Below are 18,553 nucleotides of genomic sequence, written 5' to 3' on the forward strand. Positions count from 1 at the left end.
CGCCTTCAAACATACTATTTGAAGGCGTTTTTATTCCATAATGAATTTAATAATTTAACTCTGTTTTGTGTTTTTCAATAAAGGCATTCCATCTTGTTGGTTCTTTTCCAGTAATGCTTTTAAAATTATCAAAAGTTTCATCGGCTCCAGGAATTGTACCTGCCGCATATCTTTTCCAATGGTCATAAACACAGCCCATATAAGCCATATCTGCTCCAGCGGCTATCATATTTTGCAGAAATACATCGGGAGAAAGCGCTTCATAACGAAAAGGTTTCCCAATAATGGAAGTCATTTTTAAAGCCAGTTCATCAAATGAACAGGCATCATATCCTAATCTGTATGTTTTCCCTGCATGTGCTTCCGGATACTGCAACGCGATTGCTGCCACCTGCGCTACATCGGCAACATCAACCCAACTCAAACGAGCTCCTTCAACATAGGCGTTTATAACGCCGTTTGTAATGGCTTTTTTACCGCCATAGCTGAGTAAATTTTGCATAAAAGTTTCAGGACGCAAATGCGTAAACGTAAAACCATACCATTCAATATAACGTTCTACCAACTGATGCCAGGCCCAATGTCCGATCGTGGTGTTATCAGGTCCGCACGCACCCAAATGCACAATGTGCTTTACTCCTGCTTTCTTTGCATTGTCTAATAAAACCTTACTTTGGCGAAGCATATCAACCGTATAACCTGTAACCATCAAAAGTCGGTCAATACCTTCTAATGCTGCTAAATGTGTGTTTTCGTCATCAAAATCAAGCAAAACCGTTTTAATGCCTAATGCTGCAAAAGGTTTTGCTTTTTCTGGTGTTCGCACTGCAGCAATAATTTCAATTTCAGGATTAGATAAAAGAAAATCAATTGTTTTACTACCTACCTGACCTGTAGCGCCGGTGATTAATATTTTCGGGATTATTTGTGACATTTCTTTTTTGTGTTTAAATTATTTAAAAACACAAAATTAAGCTGCCAAAAATGACTGCCCGTTGATCTGGATCAAGTAATACATTAAATTCAAAAGAATCAATTATTTCCCCAGAGCAATATTTTTTTTGATACGGCTCAGTGTTTCTGGTGCCAAACCCAGATAAGAGGCAATTAAATTTTGAGGAACACGCTGTATCATCTGCGGATTGCTTTCTGCTAATTGAATGTATTTTTCTTTTGCGGTATAAGAATTAGAACTTACCAATCTTCGTTCTTTTGTGGCCAGGCTATTTTGGAAAAGGATCCGGAAATAACGGTCCATCTTAGGAATCTGCAAAGTCATTTCTTCTAAATTTTCTCTGGTAATCAGCAACAATTCAGAATCTTCTAAAGCATCAATATTAAACTGGCCAATTTCATTAAAACTAAAACTGTAAATATCAGAAGACCACCAGCCTTCCCAAGCAAACAAATTCATATGCTCATCGCCTTTTTCATCAATGTGATACGAACGCAGCAAGCCTTTCGAAACAAAGGAAAGAGAGTGGCAGATTTCTCCTTCGCGAAGCAAAAATTCTTTCTTTCGGAGACTTTTAGCAACAAAAAAACTTTTTAAAAGGCTTTTTTCTTCCTCCGTCAGAGAAACTTTTTCGAGAATATGAGAAAAAAGGACATCAAACATTGTATTGATCTTGAAAAGTTAATGCAGCTTAAGAACATAACAAATATAAGTCTTTTTAAAGGCATATCACTGAATACAAAATCAACTCAAAAGAAAACGCCTCAAATAATTGAGACGTTTTTGATTCATTCTATTTTAATTAATGATGATCATCGTGCTTATGATCTTTATTGGAATTCCCTTTAGAATTTTTAGGGTTTTCATGTTTCTCTTTGTGATCAGGTTTGTTTTTCTCTGGTTTACTGCCTCTGCTTTTCTGAGGTTTTCCATGATATCCTTTTGGATAACTTTCTCTGTGTTTCTTGTGATACGAATAAGGAGTATTTCCTTTATAATCGTTTAACACCACTTTATAACCTCCATACAAATCATAATTTCTGTAACGTGAAGGAAGTCTTTTATCACGGGTCCATCTTCCGTTATTGTCATAAATATATTGCCTTTGAGCAACATCATAATAAGTATCAATATCAGGTAAATAATAATATCTGCTGTCGTCGTTTCCTTCCGGTCCCCAGCTTGGAGGAGTTCCAATATTTACATTAATTGAAACTTGTGCCTGAGCAAAAAATACACTCATAAAAAGCACTAAGGCGAATACTAATTTTTTCATCGTTTTTGTTTTAAATTTTAATTTCATTTAATAGTAATCGAAAGTAATGCCAATAATTTCGTTTATCGCATCCATTATACAGAACCAACAAACCAATCGACGGAGAGCACTTTTTAACCGACATAGAGGTATAAAAAAACGCCTCAAAATTTGAGGCGTTTTCATTAGTCATGTTTTAATAAGAGAGATCATGGTGTGGAACTTCAGATCTTTTTCTTTGACTTGTATTTATTATTTTTCAAAAATAACAACAAACTTCAACTTCAGAAGTATTCTTTATACCGATCAGCCAATTTTATCGACCAATAATGCTTTTCGGCATAAAGAATCTATTTCCAGCCTCCGCCTAAAGCGCGGTACAAATCAACCACCGCTTGTAATTTTTGTAAATTATCGTTAACTCCGCTCAATTGTGCAGCTAAAAGATTTTGTTGTGATGTCAATACATCTGTATAGTTTGTAGCCGAACTATATTCTAAAAGCTGTTGTGTGTAATCAACTGCTTTTTCTAAGGCTTCAATTTGTTTTTCTCTTGAATCTTCTTTTTCAGCCGCCATTTGATAAGCGTATAACGCATTCGAAACTTCTTGTCCGGCAACCAAAAGACTTTGTTGGAAATTATTATAAGCCTGCACTTGTTGTGATTGTGCTGTTGTCAACCTCATTTTGTTAATTCCCTGATTAAACAAAGGCTGTGTCAATCCGCCAATTAAAGAATAGAAAACCGAATTGGTAAAAAAGTCAGTCAATTGCAGATTTGAAAATCCACCACTTGCCGTCAATGTCAAACTTGGATAAAAATAAGTTTTGGCCATATTGGTCATTTCGAAAGCCGTTCTCAAATTAAATTCCGCCTGACGAACATCCGGGCGATTTTCTAATAATTGAGAAGGCAAACCAGTTGCCAGATTCTCCGGTATATTTTGAGTTCCTAAAACACCTCTGTCAATTGGCCCCGGAGCTTCTCCTAATAAAATATGAATTGCATTTTCTACTTCACGAATATTACGTTTTAAGTCCGGAATCAATACTTCTGCTGCGTGTTGGTTGGCTTCACTTTGTACAACTGCTGCACCTGTAACGATCGCACCTTCTTTTAAGTCTTTTATGGTTTGCACATTTTTGATTCGGCTTTCTAAGGTTTCCTCTGTGATTTCCAATTGTTTATCATAGGCTAATAATAAAAAATAATTATTAGCAATATCAGCTATAAGTTGGGTTTGAATCGCTTGTCTTGCAGCATCTGTACCTAAATAAGTTGCCAAAGCTGCTCTTTTAGAACTACTCAATTTTCCCCAGATATCCGCTTCCCAAGACGTACTCAAACCTAATTTATAAGTTGTAGTCAACGTGTTGATATTGATTCCGGCGGGAAAATTCAATCCTGCTTGTGACTGTTTATTACGAGTTACATTAGCATCTACATTCAGCGTTGGATAATAAGCTAATTTACTTTGAACTAAAGAAGCATTAGCCTGTACAATATTTTCAATCGCATTTTTCAGATTTAAATTCTGATCTAATCCTTTTTGAATTAGCGCATTCAGTTTTTCATCTTTAAAAACAGTTTGCCATGGCATATTCGCAATAGTCGTCGAATCGGCGGAAGCCTGATCACGATACAGTTTATCTGTCGAAATCGTTTCCGGACGTTCGTACTTTTTGGTGACTGAGCACGCACTTATAAGTGCGGCTGTCAGTACCAGTAGTATATATTTATTTGAACTATGAGTCATTTCTTTTGAATTAAATTATTTACTCTTTATGAGCTTCGATCAATTGTACTTCTTCATCGTCATCTTCATCATCATAACCATCTCTAGCAGGACCGCTTACTTTTTCCTGTAACGTCTGGAAAATGATAAACAATACCGGAATAACAAATACTCCCAAAATAGTCCCGATTAACATACCTCCAACCGCTCCGGTTCCGATCGATTTATTTCCGACAGCTCCCGCTCCGGTAGCAAACATTAAAGGAACAAGACCAAGAATAAAGGCAAACGAAGTCATCAAAATTGGTCGTAAACGCGCCACGGCTCCTTCAATTGCGGCCTGTACAATTGGCAATCCTTTTCGTCTTCGGTCTAATGCGAATTCGACAATCAAAATACCATTCTTCGCCAGTAATCCAATCAACATGATTAAGGAAATCTGCAGGTAAATATTACTGTTCAATTTGAAAATAATCGAGAATAAATAAGCTCCCGCCAATCCAAACGGAATCGAAAATAATACCGCAAATGGCAAAATATAACTTTCATACTGCGCACTCAATAAGAAGTAAACAAACACCAAACAAAGAATAAAGATGAAAATAGTTTCACTTCCTGAAGCCAATTCTTCACGTGTTAGACCTGAGAATTCATAACCATAACCTGCTGGTAAATTTTCAGCAGCCACTTCCTGAATTGCCTTAATAGCATCTCCTGAACTAAAGCCCGGGTTGGGTGCTCCTGTAATCGAAATAGAAGTAAACAAGTTAAATCTTGAAATCGATTCCGGTCCAAAAACTCTGGTCATTTTTACAAACTCTGTAATTGGTGCCATTGTTCCCGCACTGTTACGAACAAATATTTTATTTAAACCTTCTGTATTCGTACGGAATTCCGGAGAAGCCTGTATCATCACACGGTATTGTTTTCCGAATTTATTGAAATTCGAAGCATACAAACCTCCATAATACCCTTGCATCGTCGACAAAATCGAGTTTACCGGTACACCTGCATCTTTGGCTTTAGCCAAATTAATTTCCATCATATATTGTGGAAAACCAGGGTTAAATGGTGTTGTCGCATATTGTATTTCCGGACGTTTGGAAAGTTTTTCTAAAAAGTCAGTATTCACTTTATAGAATTCTGCTGTCGAATGACCTCCTTTATCCTGCAATTGAAATTCGAATCCACCACTTTGTCCAAATCCCTGAATCGTTGGTGGCGAAATAAAGAAAATATTAGCTTCACGAATACCGCTTGTTTTGGCGAAAAGCTGACCAATTACATCATTAACACTTAACTCACGTTCATCCCACGGTACTAATTTTACGATAACCATACTGTACGCACTTCCGGCTCCGGCTGTAAAGTTTTGCCCCACAATACGAAGCGTGTTTTTAACTCCCGGAATTGTTTTGGCAATACTATCTACTTGCTTGGCGATTACATCAGAACGTTCCATAGAGGCCGATGGCGGTAAACTAATATTCGCGAAAACAGTTCCCTGATCTTCCGAAGGAACGAAAGCAGATGGTGTCGTTTTCATCATATAAAACAATCCTGCACTGGCAATAAGAATAGCGGCCAATACAATCCATTTTTTAACAGAAAGGAAACTTACCGAACGTTTGTATCTGTTGGTTACATTATCAAATGCAACGTTAAACGAAGTGTAAAATCTTTGAAGATAACTTTTATGTTTATGGTCGTCAGCATGCGGTTTTAAAAGCAAAGCACACAATGCCGGGCTCAAAGTCAAGGCGTTAACTGCCGAAAGAATAATCGCAACCGCTAATGTAATACCAAATTGTTTGTAAAAAACCCCTGTAGATCCGTTAATGAACGTTACCGGAATAAATACCGCGGCCATTACCAAAGTAATCGAAATAATCGCTCCGGAGATTTCATCCATCGCATCGATTGTCGCTTTTTTAGACGATTTATAACCATGATCCAGTTTGGCGTGTACGGCCTCGACGACGACAATCGCATCATCGACCACAATACCAATGGCCAAAACCATCGCAAATAATGTCAATAAGTTAATCGTAAATCCGAATAAACTTAGGAAGAAAAATGTTCCTACAATGGCAACCGGAACCGCAATCGCCGGAATTAATGTCGATCTAAAATCCTGAAGAAAGATAAATACAACAATAAAAACCAATATAAAAGCTTCAATTAAAGTATGAATTACCTTTTCGATAGAAGCATCCAAGTTTTCATTAACATCAACAAGAATGGTATACTTTACTCCTTTTGGGAAGTTTTTAGCCGCATCTTCTATCAGTTTTTTAGAATTGTTGATTACGTCACGCGCATTTGATCCCGGAGTCTGGCTAATCGCCATTGCCGCAGATTCTACACCGTTTGTTTTAATCGTAGATGCATAACTTAAAGATCCCAATTCTACTTTGGCAACGTCTTTTAATCGTAGCATTTGTCCGTTACCAACAGATTTGATGATGATTTCACCAAATTCCTTTTGGGTTGTTAAACGCCCTTTGTATTTAATTACATATTGAAACGCCTGATCGCCATTCTCACCAAACTTACCTGGTGCCGCTTCGATATTTTGTTCGGCCAAAGCAGCCGAAATATCACTCGGAATCAGTTTATATTGCTGCATGATATCCGGTCTTAACCAGATTCTCATAGAATAATCTTTTGCACCAAAAACCGTTACATCTCCTACTCCAACTACACGCTGAATTTGAGGCACAAGGTTAATCTTAGCATAGTTTTGAAGGAAAGTCTGATCGTACGCTTTATCCTCACTATACAAAGAGAAAATCAATAAGTTACTACTCTGACTCTTTGTTACCGTTACACCAGCCTGAGTTACCTCTACCGGCAATAAACTCGTAGCTCTCGAAACCCTGTTCTGAACGTTTACCGCCGCTAAATCTGGATTTGTTCCTACTTTAAAGAAAATTTTGATTGAGGCATTTCCGTCATTTGTTGCTGAAGAGGTCATGTAGGTCATGTTCTCTACACCATTAATTTGCTCTTCTAACGGAATTACGATACTTTTTAATACCACATCCGCATTGGCGCCCGTATAACTGGCAGAAACGTTTACGGTTGGCGGAGCAATATCCGGATATTGAGAAATAGGCAGCTCAACAAGACCTAAAACACCCAGAATTACGATAATGACCGATATTACTGTAGAAAGTACTGGTCGTTGTATGAATATTTTAAACATTTTTATTTTATTTTAAGTCGGCGTATACCGTTTCTGGATTCTGATTTTGAGGTTTAATTTCGCTTCCGTCTTTTAATGAAGCTACTCCTTCTAATACAATTTGATCTCCTGTTTTTAAACCACTTGTAACAACATAATAATTACCTGCTGTATTTTCTAAAACTGTAATATTGACATTTTTAGTTTTTCCATCTTTTCCAACGATAACCGCGAAAATCTTATCCTGAAGTTCGAAGGTTGCACTTTGCGGAATTATTATTTTTTCTACAACTTCATTTGGAATTCTAACTGTAGTGCTGCTTCCGCTTCTGATAATACTTTTTGGATTTGCGAAACGTGCTCTAAAAGTTACCGAACCCGTTTCTGTATTGATTAATCCGTTTACCGTTTCCACTCTTCCTTTCTCAGGATACGTTGTACCATCTGAAAGAAGTAATGAAACCTCAGGCATATTTTTTATTTTTTGAGCCAGCGTAGTTCCTGGAGATGCTGTACTTTGAGTAAAATCCAAAAGCTTTTTTTCATTTAAAGCAAAATACGCGTAAACGTTACCAATGCTTGAAACTGTTGTTAGCGGATCGGCTGTGTTTGAACTTACCAAACTTCCTAAACGAAACGGAATAGAACCTACAACGCCATTAACCGGACTTGTTACTGTTGTATACCCTAAATTGGTTTTAGCATTTACCAAAGCGGCATTTGCCTGCGCTAAAGTAGCCATAGCCGATTCATAATTATATTGTGCCGATTCTAAATCATATTTGCTAATAATTCCTTTTTCAACCAAAGGTTTTACTTTGTTAACTGCCAACTTTGCAGCACTTACAGAAGCCTGGGCACTTTTAATACTTGCAGAAGCAGTTCTAACTTCCTGCTCATATTCGGGAGCACTGATTTTGAATAAAGGCTGTCCTGTTTTTACAACCGCACCTTCATCAACAAAAATTTTATCGATATAACCTTCAACCCTTGGTCGAATTTCTATATTTTGTTGTCCTTGTATAGTTGCCGGGAAATCAGCATATAATGTCGCTGTTTTAGGCTCTAAAGTTAACGTTTTATATTCCTTAATTTCTGGCGCACCGCCAGCCTGAGCTGATTTATCATTTTTATTTCCGCAAGAAGCGATGATAACTGAAGCAGCAAGAATGCTTAAAAAAGATTGCTTATTCATTTTGATGAAATATGAGATTGTCTATTTACTAAGATACAAAAGAACTAAAACTATTCACACAAAATTTTCCCAATAGACGAAGCGCCAGATACAATCGATAAATATAGAGTGAGAACCGATAAAAGTTGTTTGAGTAAAAAACCGTAATTTTGATAAAGGCTCGTCGGCTGTAAAATGGTTTTTATGGATTGTAATTCCATTTTGAGCGATTGGTTTTCTGTTATATTGCAATAAAAAGTAATATTGTCCTTAAAATCAGAAAGTATAATGACATTTAATTTTTTCAAACCTTATATGTTCCCCGTAATACATATCCTGACCTGGATATTGTTAGGATACATTCAGCTGTTTTACATACCGCTTACCTGGAATATTAATCTTCCTGGCATTTTTTGGTTTTGGCAATCTCTTGTCTTATTTCTCCTGATCGTTATCTTCTATTATAATGCCTTGATTATAGTTCCAAAAACAATCATAAAAGATAACGTAACACCGTTTTTACTGTGGGCGCTCTGGATCGTTTTTGCCCTGCAGCTTGTCTCTTATCTATATAATTACAATACCGATCTGCGTGATCAACTGGCAGCTCTTTTAGGCTTTAAAAAATATAGAAATGATTATTTTGATAATTATGTTTTCAGTTTAACCTTATTGGTTTTAGGAATCAGTACCAGTTTTGCCATGTTGCAGCATTGGCAAAAAGCCGCACAGCACAAACAAAAATTAGAACAGGATAAAACCATGGCCGAACTGGCAATGCTGAAAGCCCAGATTAATCCACACTTTTTTTTCAATTCGCTTAACAGTATTTATTCGCTTACCTACACAGACATTGAAGATTCCAGAAATGCTCTGCACACTTTAAGCCGAATGATGCGCTACTTGCTTTACAGTACAGAAGAAAGAACCACATTACTAAAAGAAGCCGATTTTATGAAGGATTTTATTGCCCTGATGAAACTTCGTGCCAATAGCAAACTAACGATTACCACAAACATTCCTGAAAAAATACACGACTATCCAATTGTTCCCATGTTGTTGTTACCTTTGGTAGAAAATGCTTTTAAACATGGTGTTCACGCCACAGATAAAAGCGAAATACATATTTCACTTGTGCAAAATGGAAGTGATCTTACTTTTGAAGTAGAAAACACTTATTTCGAGAAATCTTCTACAACAAATGAAGGCGGTATCGGGCTAACCAATACAAAACGAAGACTTCATTTAATTTATCCAAACAAACATTCCCTGAAAGCTGGAATTGCCGAAAACGGAATGTATAACGTAAAACTGCAAATAACTTTAGACTAATGACAACATTAAAATGTATAGCAGTTGATGATGAGCCTCTGGCGTTAAAATTGGTCGAAACTTTTATCGAGCAGACGCCTTTTCTGGAATTAATTTCCAGTTGTGACAATGCCGTTGAAGCCATGGGTGTAATCAGGGAAAAACAGCCGGATTTAGTCTTCTTAGATATTAATATGCCCAATTTAACCGGAATGGAATTGGCACGCCTTTTACAGGAACAGCCGGGATCATTGCCAAAAATTGTTTTTACGACGGCTTACAATCATTATGCTATCGAAGGTTATAGAGTGAATGCTGTTGATTATCTTTTAAAACCTTTCAGTTACGAAGAGTTTTTGCGTGCTGCCAATAAAGTTTTGCAATTGGCCGAAGAAACTTCAAATGAAAATCCGCAAGCCAGTGCTGAAGATGATTTCATCTTTTTAAAAGTAGAATACCAATGGGTTAAAGTGAATTTGAAAGACATTTTATACATCGAAAGTTTGAAAGATTACGTAAAAGTACATCTCGAAAATTCAGATAAAGCCTTGATGTCGCTGATTTCATTAAAAGCATTAGAAGAAAAATTACCCTCTTCAAAATTCATGCGAATGAACCGTTCGTTTATTGTTTCTCTTGAAAAAATAAGCGCGATCAGTAAGAATTCAATCTTCATTAATAAAACAGAAATTACGGTTGGCGAACAATATAAAGAGACATTTAAGGTAATCGTGGAAAAATGGATAAAATAATTAAGTTTCTACCGTAAGTCCCAGCGGGACGTCATATTTATAGCATTTTATACGGTGTGAGAATAGAGCCCCAGCGGGGTGAAATATCCCGCAATGCATATCGCTCCACTGGAGCTTTGAATCCGATCACATTTTATTAGCTATAAACATAACGCTCCTATGGAGCTTTGAATCGGAATACATTTATTACATATAAACATAACATTAAAGTAATCGTCGAAAAATGGATAAAATAATTTAGTTTCTACCGTAAGTCCCGGCGGGACGTCATATTTATAGAATTTTACACGGTGTGAGAATAGAGCCCCAGCGGGGCGAAATACCCCGCAATGCATATCGCTCCGCTGGAGCTTTGAATCCGATCACATTTTATTAGCTATAAACATAACGCTCCTATGGAGCTTTGAATCGGAATACATTTATTACCTATAAACATAACGTTAAAGTAATCGTCGAAAAATGGATAAAATAATGTAGTTTCTACCGTAAGTCCCAGCGGAACGTCATAGTTATAGCATTTTATACGGTGTGAGAATAGAGCCACAGCGGGTGAAATATCCCGCAATGCATATCGCTCCGCTGGAGCTTTGAATCCGATCACATTTTATTAGCTATAAACATAACGCTTCTATGGAGCTTTGAATCGGAATACATTTATTACCTATAAACATAACGTTAAAGTAATCGTCGAAAAATGGATAAAATAATGTAGTTTCTACCGTAAGTCCCAGCGGGACGTAATATTTATAGCATTTTATACGGTGTGAGAATAGAGCCCCAGCGGGGCGAAATACCCCGCAATACATATCGCTCCTCTGGAGCTTTAAATCGGAATACATTTATTGCCTATAAACATAACGCTAAAGTAATCGTCGAAAAATGGATAAAATAATTTAGTTACTACCTTAAGTCCCAGCGGGACGTCATATTTATAACATTTTATAAGGTGTGAGAAGAGAGCCCCAGCGGGGTGAAATATCCCGCAACACATATCGCTCCGCTGGAGCTTTGAATCCGATCACATTTTATTAGCTATAAACATAACGCTCCTATGGAGCTTTGAATCGGAATACATTTATTGCCTATAAACATAACGCTAAAGTAATCGTCGGAAAATGGATAAAATAATTTAGTTTCTACCGTAAGTCCCAGCGGGACGTCATATTTATAGCATTTTATACGGTTTGAGAAGAGAGCCCCAGCGGGGTGAAATATCCCGTAATACATATCGCTCCCGCTGGAGCTTTGAATCCGATCACATTTTATTAGCTATAAACATAACGCTCCGATGGAGCACATTTTACAATATTTTACAAACCTACATTTGAAGATAAATACCCCAATCTATTTTTAACTACATAATACATTTTAAATCTCATGGAAAAAAGATCAAACAAATATTACTTAACACTAAGCTTAAAAGAATACGCAAACGGTGAAACAAAACCAGCAAAAGAACTCGGAATAGAATTTGGTAATCACGATGAAATATTTGATATCATCGAAAAAATAAAAGCTAAAAAATTATTCGATAATGAATCTGAAGCGATACAATTTGCATTGGGATTAAAATTATTCGGAGAAATAAAATTGAAGCATCGTAAAAATCCTTTATTTGATGAATTGAATGAGGTGTTTCCTGTGTTTATGAAGAAGTTAAAGAGTTTGTAACGTACTATTGTCATTCCGAGGAACGAGGAATCCCCGCAAGTAGCTCCGCACAGCAAAGCATATAATCTTTGTCGAGCTTCTTGCGGGGATTCCTCCTCCGTCGGAATGACAAACAATACGCAAGAAATGCTATGAAACAAAAAACGCTCCAGAGACATGAAGCGTTTTTGTATAAATGAAGGACCAATTAAGCTTTCGCTTTTCTCTTAACTGTACAGCCAATTTCTTTTGTCTGTGTAATTGTTGGTTTTTGATTGCTTTTTAATGATGCAATTACATCTTCAGCATATTTTGTTTTTTGTGGATTGTTTCCCTCAGGATCATTATCGATTGCGCCTACATACTCTACCACATTTCCTTTAGCCGATTTTGATACGATAAAAAGATGCGGAGTACGTTTTGCACCATATTGATCTGTCACTTTTTGTCCTGCATCAAATAAATAAGGGAAAGGATATTTTTTGTTTTTGGCCAATTCCTGCATTTTTTCGAAAGTATCTGCTTTAGAAGCTTCCGGATCATTTGGATTGATAGCGATTACAGGATAACCCTGTGGTCTGAATTTATTATCCAAATCAATTATTCTTTGCTCATAACCTATGGCATATGGACATTTATTGCAGGTAAAAACGACAATATACCCTTTTGCTTTTGGGAAACTGGTAAACGAAACCTCTTTGCCATCAACATTTTTCAATTTAAAATCTGGTGCAGTATCTCCAGCTTTAAGGGTTGCATTTTGTGCCTGCGAAAGAAAGGCAGAAAACGCCAGCATAATTAAAAGGATTATCTTTTTCATGATTACAGTTTTTTATATTCAGTTAATAATTGCTCATAGGTAAATTCGTTTTCCATAAATTTTCGTTTATTGCCTTTGATAAAAAGCGTTGCCGGAATACTTCCAGACCAGGACGGATCAATACGGTCAATATATTCTTGTGGACTGCTTTCATTCAATAGAAAAACTTCATTTTTTAAATTCTTTCTTTTCACAAACGGTACAACGGCCGAAGTTAATTTCGATTTAAAGTCAACACTTACCAGCAATACTTTCACTTTCTCTGATTTATAATTGGCCTGAAGCTTTTCAAAATGAGGTAATTCCTTAATGCATGGCGCGCACCAAGTTGCCCAAAAATTGACTACGTAAGTACTGTCTTTTCCATTTTTTATCCTTTCGTTGAGCTGGTCTATATTGAGCAGTTTTACATTTTGGCTGTATCCCGAAAATGTAAATGCCATTAATAAAAAGACGGAAAAACTAAATGTTTGAATTTTCATCATACAATTGAATGTTTTGTTTCTGAATTATCCTTACAAATGTAACCGATAAGTTTTTTTGTTGTTGTTAATGAAAGTTTAATATCCCTTTATTCTCCCTAAATTATTTAAAAAAATTAAAACGTTTTCGCTTTTTTAAGGACTTTTTAAGCACCAAAAAATTCCCTCACCAAATTTCTATTCGTAAATTAGCAAAAACAAAATTGATTCGAATGACAGTACTTACGTTTACCCTGATTATGATTCTTGGCGCTTTTCTAGCAGGTTTTATTGGTTCATTATCAGGATTGGGAGGTGGTATCATTATTATTCCGCTTTTAACTGTCGTTTTAGGAGTTGATATTCATTATGCTATTGGTGCCGCTTTGGTTTCTGTAATTGCAACTTCATCTGGTTCTGCAGCAGCTTATGTTCGGGAAGGAATTACCAATATGCGTTTGGGAATTTTTCTTGAAATCGCCACTACAATTGGTGCCGTTTGCGGTGCTTTACTTTCCACTATTGCTCCTACTTCTTTCATCGCCGTTTTATTTGGGATGACTTTAATATTCTCAGCTATTAATTCTCTTCGAAAAAAAGAAGAACATATTGTTTTAGAATCAAGTCCGTTAGCAAAAAAACTAAGATTACAAGGCACTTATCCGTCACATGATGGCGAAGTTATCAGTTACGGAACAAAAAACGTTATTGGCGGTTTCAGTATGATGGGAATTGCCGGAATGATGTCGGGACTACTCGGAATTGGTTCCGGAGCTTTTAAAGTTATTGCTATGGATAATATTATGAAAATTCCATTTAAGGTTTCAACTACAACCAGCAATTTTATGATGGGCGTTACCGCAATGGCAAGTTCTGTGATTTATATTCAGAAAGGTTATATCGAACCCGGAATTTGTATGCCGGTTGTTATTGGTGTTTTGTTTGGTGCTATGGCCGGAGCTAAAGTATTAGTGAAAACAAACCCTAAAAAACTCAGAATATTTTTTGCCTGCCTAATTTTTGTATTGGCAGTAAATATGATTTATAATGGACTAAATGGAAAAATCTAACAATATGCAGCAAGAAAAATTTGGAGAGAAAGATTTTCAAAACATAATAGGTAATTTATTACGTTACGGTGTGTGGATTTCATTAGCAGTCGCTTTTATTGGTGGAATTGTCTATTTGATGGGACACAGCACAGATATTGAGAATTACTCTGTATTTCATGAAAATGACCGAAACATATTTGAAGTAATTGGAGATATTTATAACGGTGTTGTTCAGGGAAAAGGGGAATCATTAATCTTCTTCGGAATCATTTTACTTTTTCTGACGCCTGTATTTCGTGTTTTGCTTTCTTTGTTTTCTTTCCTTCTGGAGAAAGATTATCTTTATGTTGTGATTACACTGATTGTTATCCTGATTATTTTGATCAGTGTTTCATTTGGGTTCTCCCATTAATAATTACTATAGGCTGTAAGCTTTAAGCTATAGGCTTTCCCAAAAAGCTTAAAGCGTATTGCCTTAAAGCTTAGAGCAAAAAAAAAAACTTTGTGACTTCGTGCCTTCGTGGCAAAAACCTAAAATTATGGAAATAGGAATAGACAGTTTTGCTTCGGCAATGTACGGCAGCAACAATTTGAGTAGCGTTGATGCCATGGAACAGCTACTTCAAAGAGTCGAACTGGCCGATCAGGTTGGTCTGGATGTTTTTGGAATTGGGGAACATCATAAAAAAGAGTTTTTAGATTCGGCCACCGTGGTCATATTAAGTGCTGCTGCCGCGAGAACTAAAAACATCCGACTGGCAAGCGCTGTTTCGGTTTTAAGTGCTGCCGATCCGGTAAGAGTGTACCAAAGTTTTGCTACTTTGGATTTGATTTCAAAAGGTCGCGCCGAAATTGTGGTGGGCCGTGGATCTTCTATTGAAGCCTATCCCCTTTTTGGACATGATTTAAATGATTATGATGCCCTTTTTAAAGAGAAATTAGACTTACTGCTCAAAATACGAGATAACGAATTTGTAACCTGGTCGGGAAAATTCCGTCCGGCTTTGAATAATCTTCCCGTTTATCCGAGGGCATTGCAGGAAAAACTGCCTATTTGGTTAGGCGTTGGAGGAACTCCTGAATCTTTTGTCAGAGCAGGATCGTTAGGTTTACCTTTGATGGTTGCTATAATTGGAGGACAGACACATCGTTTTCGCCCTTTAATCGATTTATATCGTGAAGCGGGAAAAGCGGCTGGATATAAACCAGAAGAACTTAAAGTTGGTTTACACTCCCCAGGTTTTGTTGGAAGTACAACAGAAAAAGCCATAGACGAATATTATCCCGGTTATGCCGAACTTTGGACAAAACTAGGTTTAGAACGTGGTTGGCCACCTGTTACAAAAGCCAAATTTGATGGTTTAATTGATGACGATGGTGTTTTAATTGTGGGAAGTCCGGAACGTGTTGTAGAGAAATTATTAAGACACAGCGAATCTTTGGGTGGCGTGGACCGATTTACTTTTCAGATGGACAACGCAGGATTAACGCACAAGCAATTAATGAATGCTATAGAATTGATTGGAACAAAAGTAATTCCTTTAATACATAAGGGTTAATTTTTGCCGAAGATTACACGGATTAAAAAGATTTTATTACGATACTAAACCTTTGAACCTTTGCCACTCTGCCCCTTTGAACCTATTAAATAAAAAAATCCGCCAATTGGCGGATTTTTTTATTTAATCATTCGAAAATTAGAATTTATAAGTTACCCCAACTCTAAAGTTTCTTGGTGCTTCAGTCTGCCAGTAGTAAGCAGAAAGCCACTCATAATAAGAACCACTGTAAAGGTATTTATCCAAAATATTGAAAACATTTGCTGTAACTTTTACTTTTCCTGTTTCATAAGATAAACCTCCGTCTAATTTAAAGTAAGATGGTAATTTTTGAAGTCCTGCACTCCACGTATCTGTTTGGCGACCATCAAGGAAAGTTCCTCCAATAGAAGCTCCAAAACCTTTAATTTTACCACTTTGAACTGTATAGTTCAACCAAGCGTTAGCTGTGTGTTTAGCGTAACCCGGTACCACATCTCCAACACTTATACTTCCAACATTAGATTCTGTTACTACTGATTCTGTAAAGGCATAATTTGCGATCAAATTAAGACCATCTAATAATTTTCCTCTCACATCAAATTCAACACCTTCAGCTCTTTTTTCTCCCAAAACAATTTTAAAAGGATCGTTTGGTCCATTATTAGGATCTGCTGTAAGTTCATTTTGTTTTACAATTCGGTAAGCCGATAATGATGTATTCCATGAACCATCAAACCAATCTTTTTTAATACCAAGTTCAAAGTTATTACCTGTTAATGGTTTGATAGGATCACCATTTTTAATAACGCCTGACTGTGGCGTAAAAGCCTGATCATATAATCCGTAGACCGCTAAACTTTCGTTTATAGAATAACTAACTCCCACACGAGGTGTAATATGACTATCTTCCTGTGTGTCTCCATAGCTAGACTGGCTAATCCATGTATATCTTGCAGCAAGAGTTAATCTTAATTTGTTTTGAAAGAACCCAAGTTCATCCTGAACATATCCGGCTGCATACTCAGAAGTATAAATTCCGCCAGCTCTTTTGCTAAGAGGTGTCTCGTGGTCAAAAGCAGGAAAACCGTTAGATGGTGTACCGTAATTTGGATTATTTACATTGAATGGATTATCAACTGTATCAAGATCATGAGATTGTCCCCAATCTGCCATATAATCTTTACTTCCTAGATCTACTCCACCTAAAATCTTGTGACTTACAGATCCTGTATTGAATTTTCCGTTTACAAATATTTGTCCTAGATACATATTACTTTCTGCATCCCAAATACCTACGTTACGAATAATTTCGCCAGCTTCCAGTGTTCCTTCCGGTACACCGTCATAATTTCTGTCCACAGGACCCGGACCTACAACACCTGGCCAAGAGCTGTACCCTTGTTGCAAATATTTAAAGTAAGACGTTTGTGCAGTTAATTTCCAGTTATCATCAAACTTGTGTTCAAACATCAAATATCCACTGTGATCCTGAATATTAGTATCAGGCAATCCTGGCTGCGTCATTGTGAATCCAACTGGTAAAGTTGCATATCCGCCTGATGCTGGTCCAAATACGTAGTAAGAACCTACCTCAGTCATATTAGCATACTGAAAGTTATATTCAGCAGTAATTTTTGTTCTATCATCTATTTGGTATGAAATTACCGGAGCGATCACATAACGATTATTGTGTTCAAATGCACGGTGAGAACCTTTGTTTTGAGCAGCACCATTGAATCTGTATAATAATTTTCCTTTTTTATCCAATTTACCATCAAGGTCAATACTAACTCTGTAAAAATCGTAGCTTCCACCAAGTACAGATACCTCCCCTTTTGTCATTCCGGTTGGTTTTTTAGTCACCACATTGTAAAGTCCGCTTGGGTCTCCGCTTGAAAGCATGAATCCTGCTGGTCCTTTTACGAATTCGATGTGATCTACAAAACTCATATCTTCTGTTAATGGTCCCCAGAAAGAAGAAACTACATTAAATCCGTTACGGAAAGCCTGAATTTGAGAACCACGCATAGTAATATTCGTATACAAATCTCCCCAGTGCTCTAAACGTACAGCACCACTCACGTTACGAATAACACCATCACTCATACTCGTAATTTGCTGATCTTTTAATGTCTGACCACTAATAATTTGTATGTTTTGAGGAATCTCTAAAACGGGAGTTTGAAGACGCAATGACAAAGAAGGTTTGTCTTGCTTGTATTTATTTTTTGTAATAACAACTTCATCCAGATCTTCCTGGCTTTCAGAAAGTGAGAAGCTTTTATTTGTAGTTTGTTTCGATTTTACCACAATATTGTCTTCAACTGGCTGAATTCCGACAGAATGAATGCTAATTACATAACTACCTGGTTTTACATTCTTAATTTCATATTGTCCATATGAATTGGTAACAGCAGTATATTTAGTGCCTTTAAGAGCAACTGCAATATTTTCTGCAGGAATATTTCCACTTAAGGTAACTTTTCCTGTTACTTTCCCTAATTCTTGACTCATCATACTTAATGAGCTCAAAAACAGCATATAAAAGAAGACTTTTTTGATAGTATTTATATTCATTTTGAATAAGGTGTTAAATTTATGGTGCAAAAGTAAGTGCTAAAGTTGTGTTATCCAAATTATTTTTACTTATTCTAAATAA

The 18,553-nt window shown here is 36.6% G+C and carries 15 protein-coding genes; 6 read left to right on the forward strand and 9 right to left on the reverse strand.

All coding sequences use genetic code 11. The features are described 5' to 3' along the window. Positions 1 to 46: 46 nt before the first annotated feature. The 6 genes from BUA98_RS07505 to BUA98_RS07530 all read right to left on the reverse strand — a co-directional run bounded on the left by BUA98_RS07505 (position 47) and on the right by BUA98_RS07530 (position 8,328). A complete protein-coding gene (locus BUA98_RS07505) occupies positions 47 to 934 on the reverse strand; it encodes an SDR family oxidoreductase (RefSeq protein WP_072970992.1) in 888 nt (295 codons plus the stop codon). A 102-nt stretch (positions 935 to 1,036) separates the two neighbouring features. After that, a complete protein-coding gene (locus BUA98_RS07510) occupies positions 1,037 to 1,618 on the reverse strand; it encodes a Crp/Fnr family transcriptional regulator (RefSeq protein ID WP_072970993.1) in 582 nt (193 codons plus the stop codon). A 139-nt stretch (positions 1,619 to 1,757) separates the two neighbouring features. Then, entirely contained in the window at positions 1,758 to 2,231 is a 474-nt protein-coding gene (locus BUA98_RS07515) for a hypothetical protein (protein WP_072971836.1), read from the reverse strand. Positions 2,232 to 2,560: 329 nt separating this feature from the next. Further along, on the reverse strand, positions 2,561 to 3,967 hold the full coding sequence (locus BUA98_RS07520; protein WP_072970994.1) for an efflux transporter outer membrane subunit: 1,407 nt from the start codon (positions 3,965 to 3,967) through the stop codon (positions 2,561 to 2,563). 19 nt (positions 3,968 to 3,986) lie between these two features. Continuing rightward, positions 3,987 to 7,154, reverse strand: a complete 3,168-nt coding sequence (locus BUA98_RS07525; protein WP_072970995.1) for an efflux RND transporter permease subunit — start codon at positions 7,152 to 7,154, stop codon at positions 3,987 to 3,989. Between the two features lie 7 nt (positions 7,155 to 7,161). Then, on the reverse strand, positions 7,162 to 8,328 hold the full coding sequence (locus BUA98_RS07530) for an efflux RND transporter periplasmic adaptor subunit (RefSeq protein ID WP_072970996.1): 1,167 nt from the start codon (positions 8,326 to 8,328) through the stop codon (positions 7,162 to 7,164). A 267-nt stretch (positions 8,329 to 8,595) separates the two neighbouring features. Between BUA98_RS07530 and BUA98_RS07535 the strand changes: the two genes are divergently transcribed. The 3 genes from BUA98_RS07535 (at position 8,596) to BUA98_RS07545 (ending at position 12,041) form a co-directional block, all read left to right on the forward strand. After that, positions 8,596 to 9,639, forward strand: coding sequence for a sensor histidine kinase (locus tag BUA98_RS07535; protein ID WP_072970997.1), 1,044 nt, complete (start codon positions 8,596 to 8,598; stop codon positions 9,637 to 9,639). Continuing rightward, the gene (locus tag BUA98_RS07540) at positions 9,639 to 10,370 is read left to right on the forward strand and encodes a LytR/AlgR family response regulator transcription factor (RefSeq protein ID WP_072970998.1); all 732 of its coding nucleotides are present in this window, start codon (positions 9,639 to 9,641) and stop codon (positions 10,368 to 10,370) included. Before BUA98_RS07535 ends, BUA98_RS07540 begins: the two co-directional genes overlap by 1 nt. A 1,377-nt stretch (positions 10,371 to 11,747) precedes the next feature. Beyond that, positions 11,748 to 12,041, forward strand: a complete 294-nt coding sequence (locus BUA98_RS07545) for a DUF3861 domain-containing protein (RefSeq protein ID WP_072970999.1) — start codon at positions 11,748 to 11,750, stop codon at positions 12,039 to 12,041. Between the two features lie 187 nt (positions 12,042 to 12,228). On the opposite strand, the gene BUA98_RS07550 is transcribed toward BUA98_RS07545, so the two are convergent. Both BUA98_RS07550 and BUA98_RS07555 read right to left on the reverse strand, forming a co-directional pair. Continuing rightward, the gene (locus tag BUA98_RS07550) at positions 12,229 to 12,840 is read right to left on the reverse strand and encodes a thioredoxin family protein (RefSeq protein WP_072971000.1); all 612 of its coding nucleotides are present in this window, start codon (positions 12,838 to 12,840) and stop codon (positions 12,229 to 12,231) included. A 2-nt stretch (positions 12,841 to 12,842) separates the two neighbouring features. Continuing rightward, positions 12,843 to 13,325 carry a TlpA disulfide reductase family protein gene (locus BUA98_RS07555; protein ID WP_244279180.1) on the reverse strand — a complete coding sequence of 161 codons (483 nt, stop codon included), beginning with the start codon at positions 13,323 to 13,325 and terminating at the stop codon, positions 12,843 to 12,845. A 209-nt stretch (positions 13,326 to 13,534) separates the two neighbouring features. Between BUA98_RS07555 and BUA98_RS07560 the strand changes: the two genes are divergently transcribed. The 3 genes from BUA98_RS07560 to BUA98_RS07570 all read left to right on the forward strand — a co-directional run bounded on the left by BUA98_RS07560 (position 13,535) and on the right by BUA98_RS07570 (position 15,912). Then, positions 13,535 to 14,371, forward strand: a complete 837-nt coding sequence (locus BUA98_RS07560) for a sulfite exporter TauE/SafE family protein (protein WP_072971001.1) — start codon at positions 13,535 to 13,537, stop codon at positions 14,369 to 14,371. Beyond that, positions 14,358 to 14,765, forward strand: coding sequence for a DUF1634 domain-containing protein (locus BUA98_RS07565; RefSeq protein ID WP_086065201.1), 408 nt, complete (start codon positions 14,358 to 14,360; stop codon positions 14,763 to 14,765). Before BUA98_RS07560 ends, BUA98_RS07565 begins: the two co-directional genes overlap by 14 nt. A 127-nt stretch (positions 14,766 to 14,892) precedes the next feature. Beyond that, entirely contained in the window at positions 14,893 to 15,912 is a 1,020-nt protein-coding gene (locus BUA98_RS07570; protein ID WP_072971002.1) for an LLM class flavin-dependent oxidoreductase, read from the forward strand. Between the two features lie 138 nt (positions 15,913 to 16,050). On the opposite strand, the gene BUA98_RS07575 is transcribed toward BUA98_RS07570, so the two are convergent. Further along, positions 16,051 to 18,471 carry a TonB-dependent receptor gene (locus BUA98_RS07575; protein WP_072971003.1) on the reverse strand — a complete coding sequence of 807 codons (2,421 nt, stop codon included), beginning with the start codon at positions 18,469 to 18,471 and terminating at the stop codon, positions 16,051 to 16,053. Positions 18,472 to 18,553: the final 82 nt, after the last annotated feature.

The sequence above is a fragment of the Flavobacterium saccharophilum genome, assembly GCF_900142735.1.
In the GTDB taxonomy this organism is placed as follows: domain Bacteria; phylum Bacteroidota; class Bacteroidia; order Flavobacteriales; family Flavobacteriaceae; genus Flavobacterium; species Flavobacterium saccharophilum.

Coding starts and splice junctions, on each gene's coding strand:
- BUA98_RS07505 (WP_072970992.1), bottom strand. CDS start 934: ATGTCACAAATAATCCCGAAAATATTAATCACCGGCGCTACAGGTCAG.
- BUA98_RS07510 (WP_072970993.1), bottom strand. CDS start 1,618: ATGTTTGATGTCCTTTTTTCTCATATTCTCGAAAAAGTTTCTCTGACG.
- BUA98_RS07515 (WP_072971836.1), bottom strand. CDS start 2,231: ATGAAAAAATTAGTATTCGCCTTAGTGCTTTTTATGAGTGTATTTTTT.
- BUA98_RS07520 (WP_072970994.1), bottom strand. CDS start 3,967: ATGACTCATAGTTCAAATAAATATATACTACTGGTACTGACAGCCGCA.
- BUA98_RS07525 (WP_072970995.1), bottom strand. CDS start 7,154: ATGTTTAAAATATTCATACAACGACCAGTACTTTCTACAGTAATATCG.
- BUA98_RS07530 (WP_072970996.1), bottom strand. CDS start 8,328: ATGAATAAGCAATCTTTTTTAAGCATTCTTGCTGCTTCAGTTATCATC.
- BUA98_RS07535 (WP_072970997.1), top strand. CDS start 8,596: ATGACATTTAATTTTTTCAAACCTTATATGTTCCCCGTAATACATATC.
- BUA98_RS07540 (WP_072970998.1), top strand. CDS start 9,639: ATGACAACATTAAAATGTATAGCAGTTGATGATGAGCCTCTGGCGTTA.
- BUA98_RS07545 (WP_072970999.1), top strand. CDS start 11,748: ATGGAAAAAAGATCAAACAAATATTACTTAACACTAAGCTTAAAAGAA.
- BUA98_RS07550 (WP_072971000.1), bottom strand. CDS start 12,840: ATGAAAAAGATAATCCTTTTAATTATGCTGGCGTTTTCTGCCTTTCTT.
- BUA98_RS07555 (WP_244279180.1), bottom strand. CDS start 13,325: ATGATGAAAATTCAAACATTTAGTTTTTCCGTCTTTTTATTAATGGCA.
- BUA98_RS07560 (WP_072971001.1), top strand. CDS start 13,535: ATGACAGTACTTACGTTTACCCTGATTATGATTCTTGGCGCTTTTCTA.
- BUA98_RS07565 (WP_086065201.1), top strand. CDS start 14,358: ATGGAAAAATCTAACAATATGCAGCAAGAAAAATTTGGAGAGAAAGAT.
- BUA98_RS07570 (WP_072971002.1), top strand. CDS start 14,893: ATGGAAATAGGAATAGACAGTTTTGCTTCGGCAATGTACGGCAGCAAC.
- BUA98_RS07575 (WP_072971003.1), bottom strand. CDS start 18,471: ATGAATATAAATACTATCAAAAAAGTCTTCTTTTATATGCTGTTTTTG.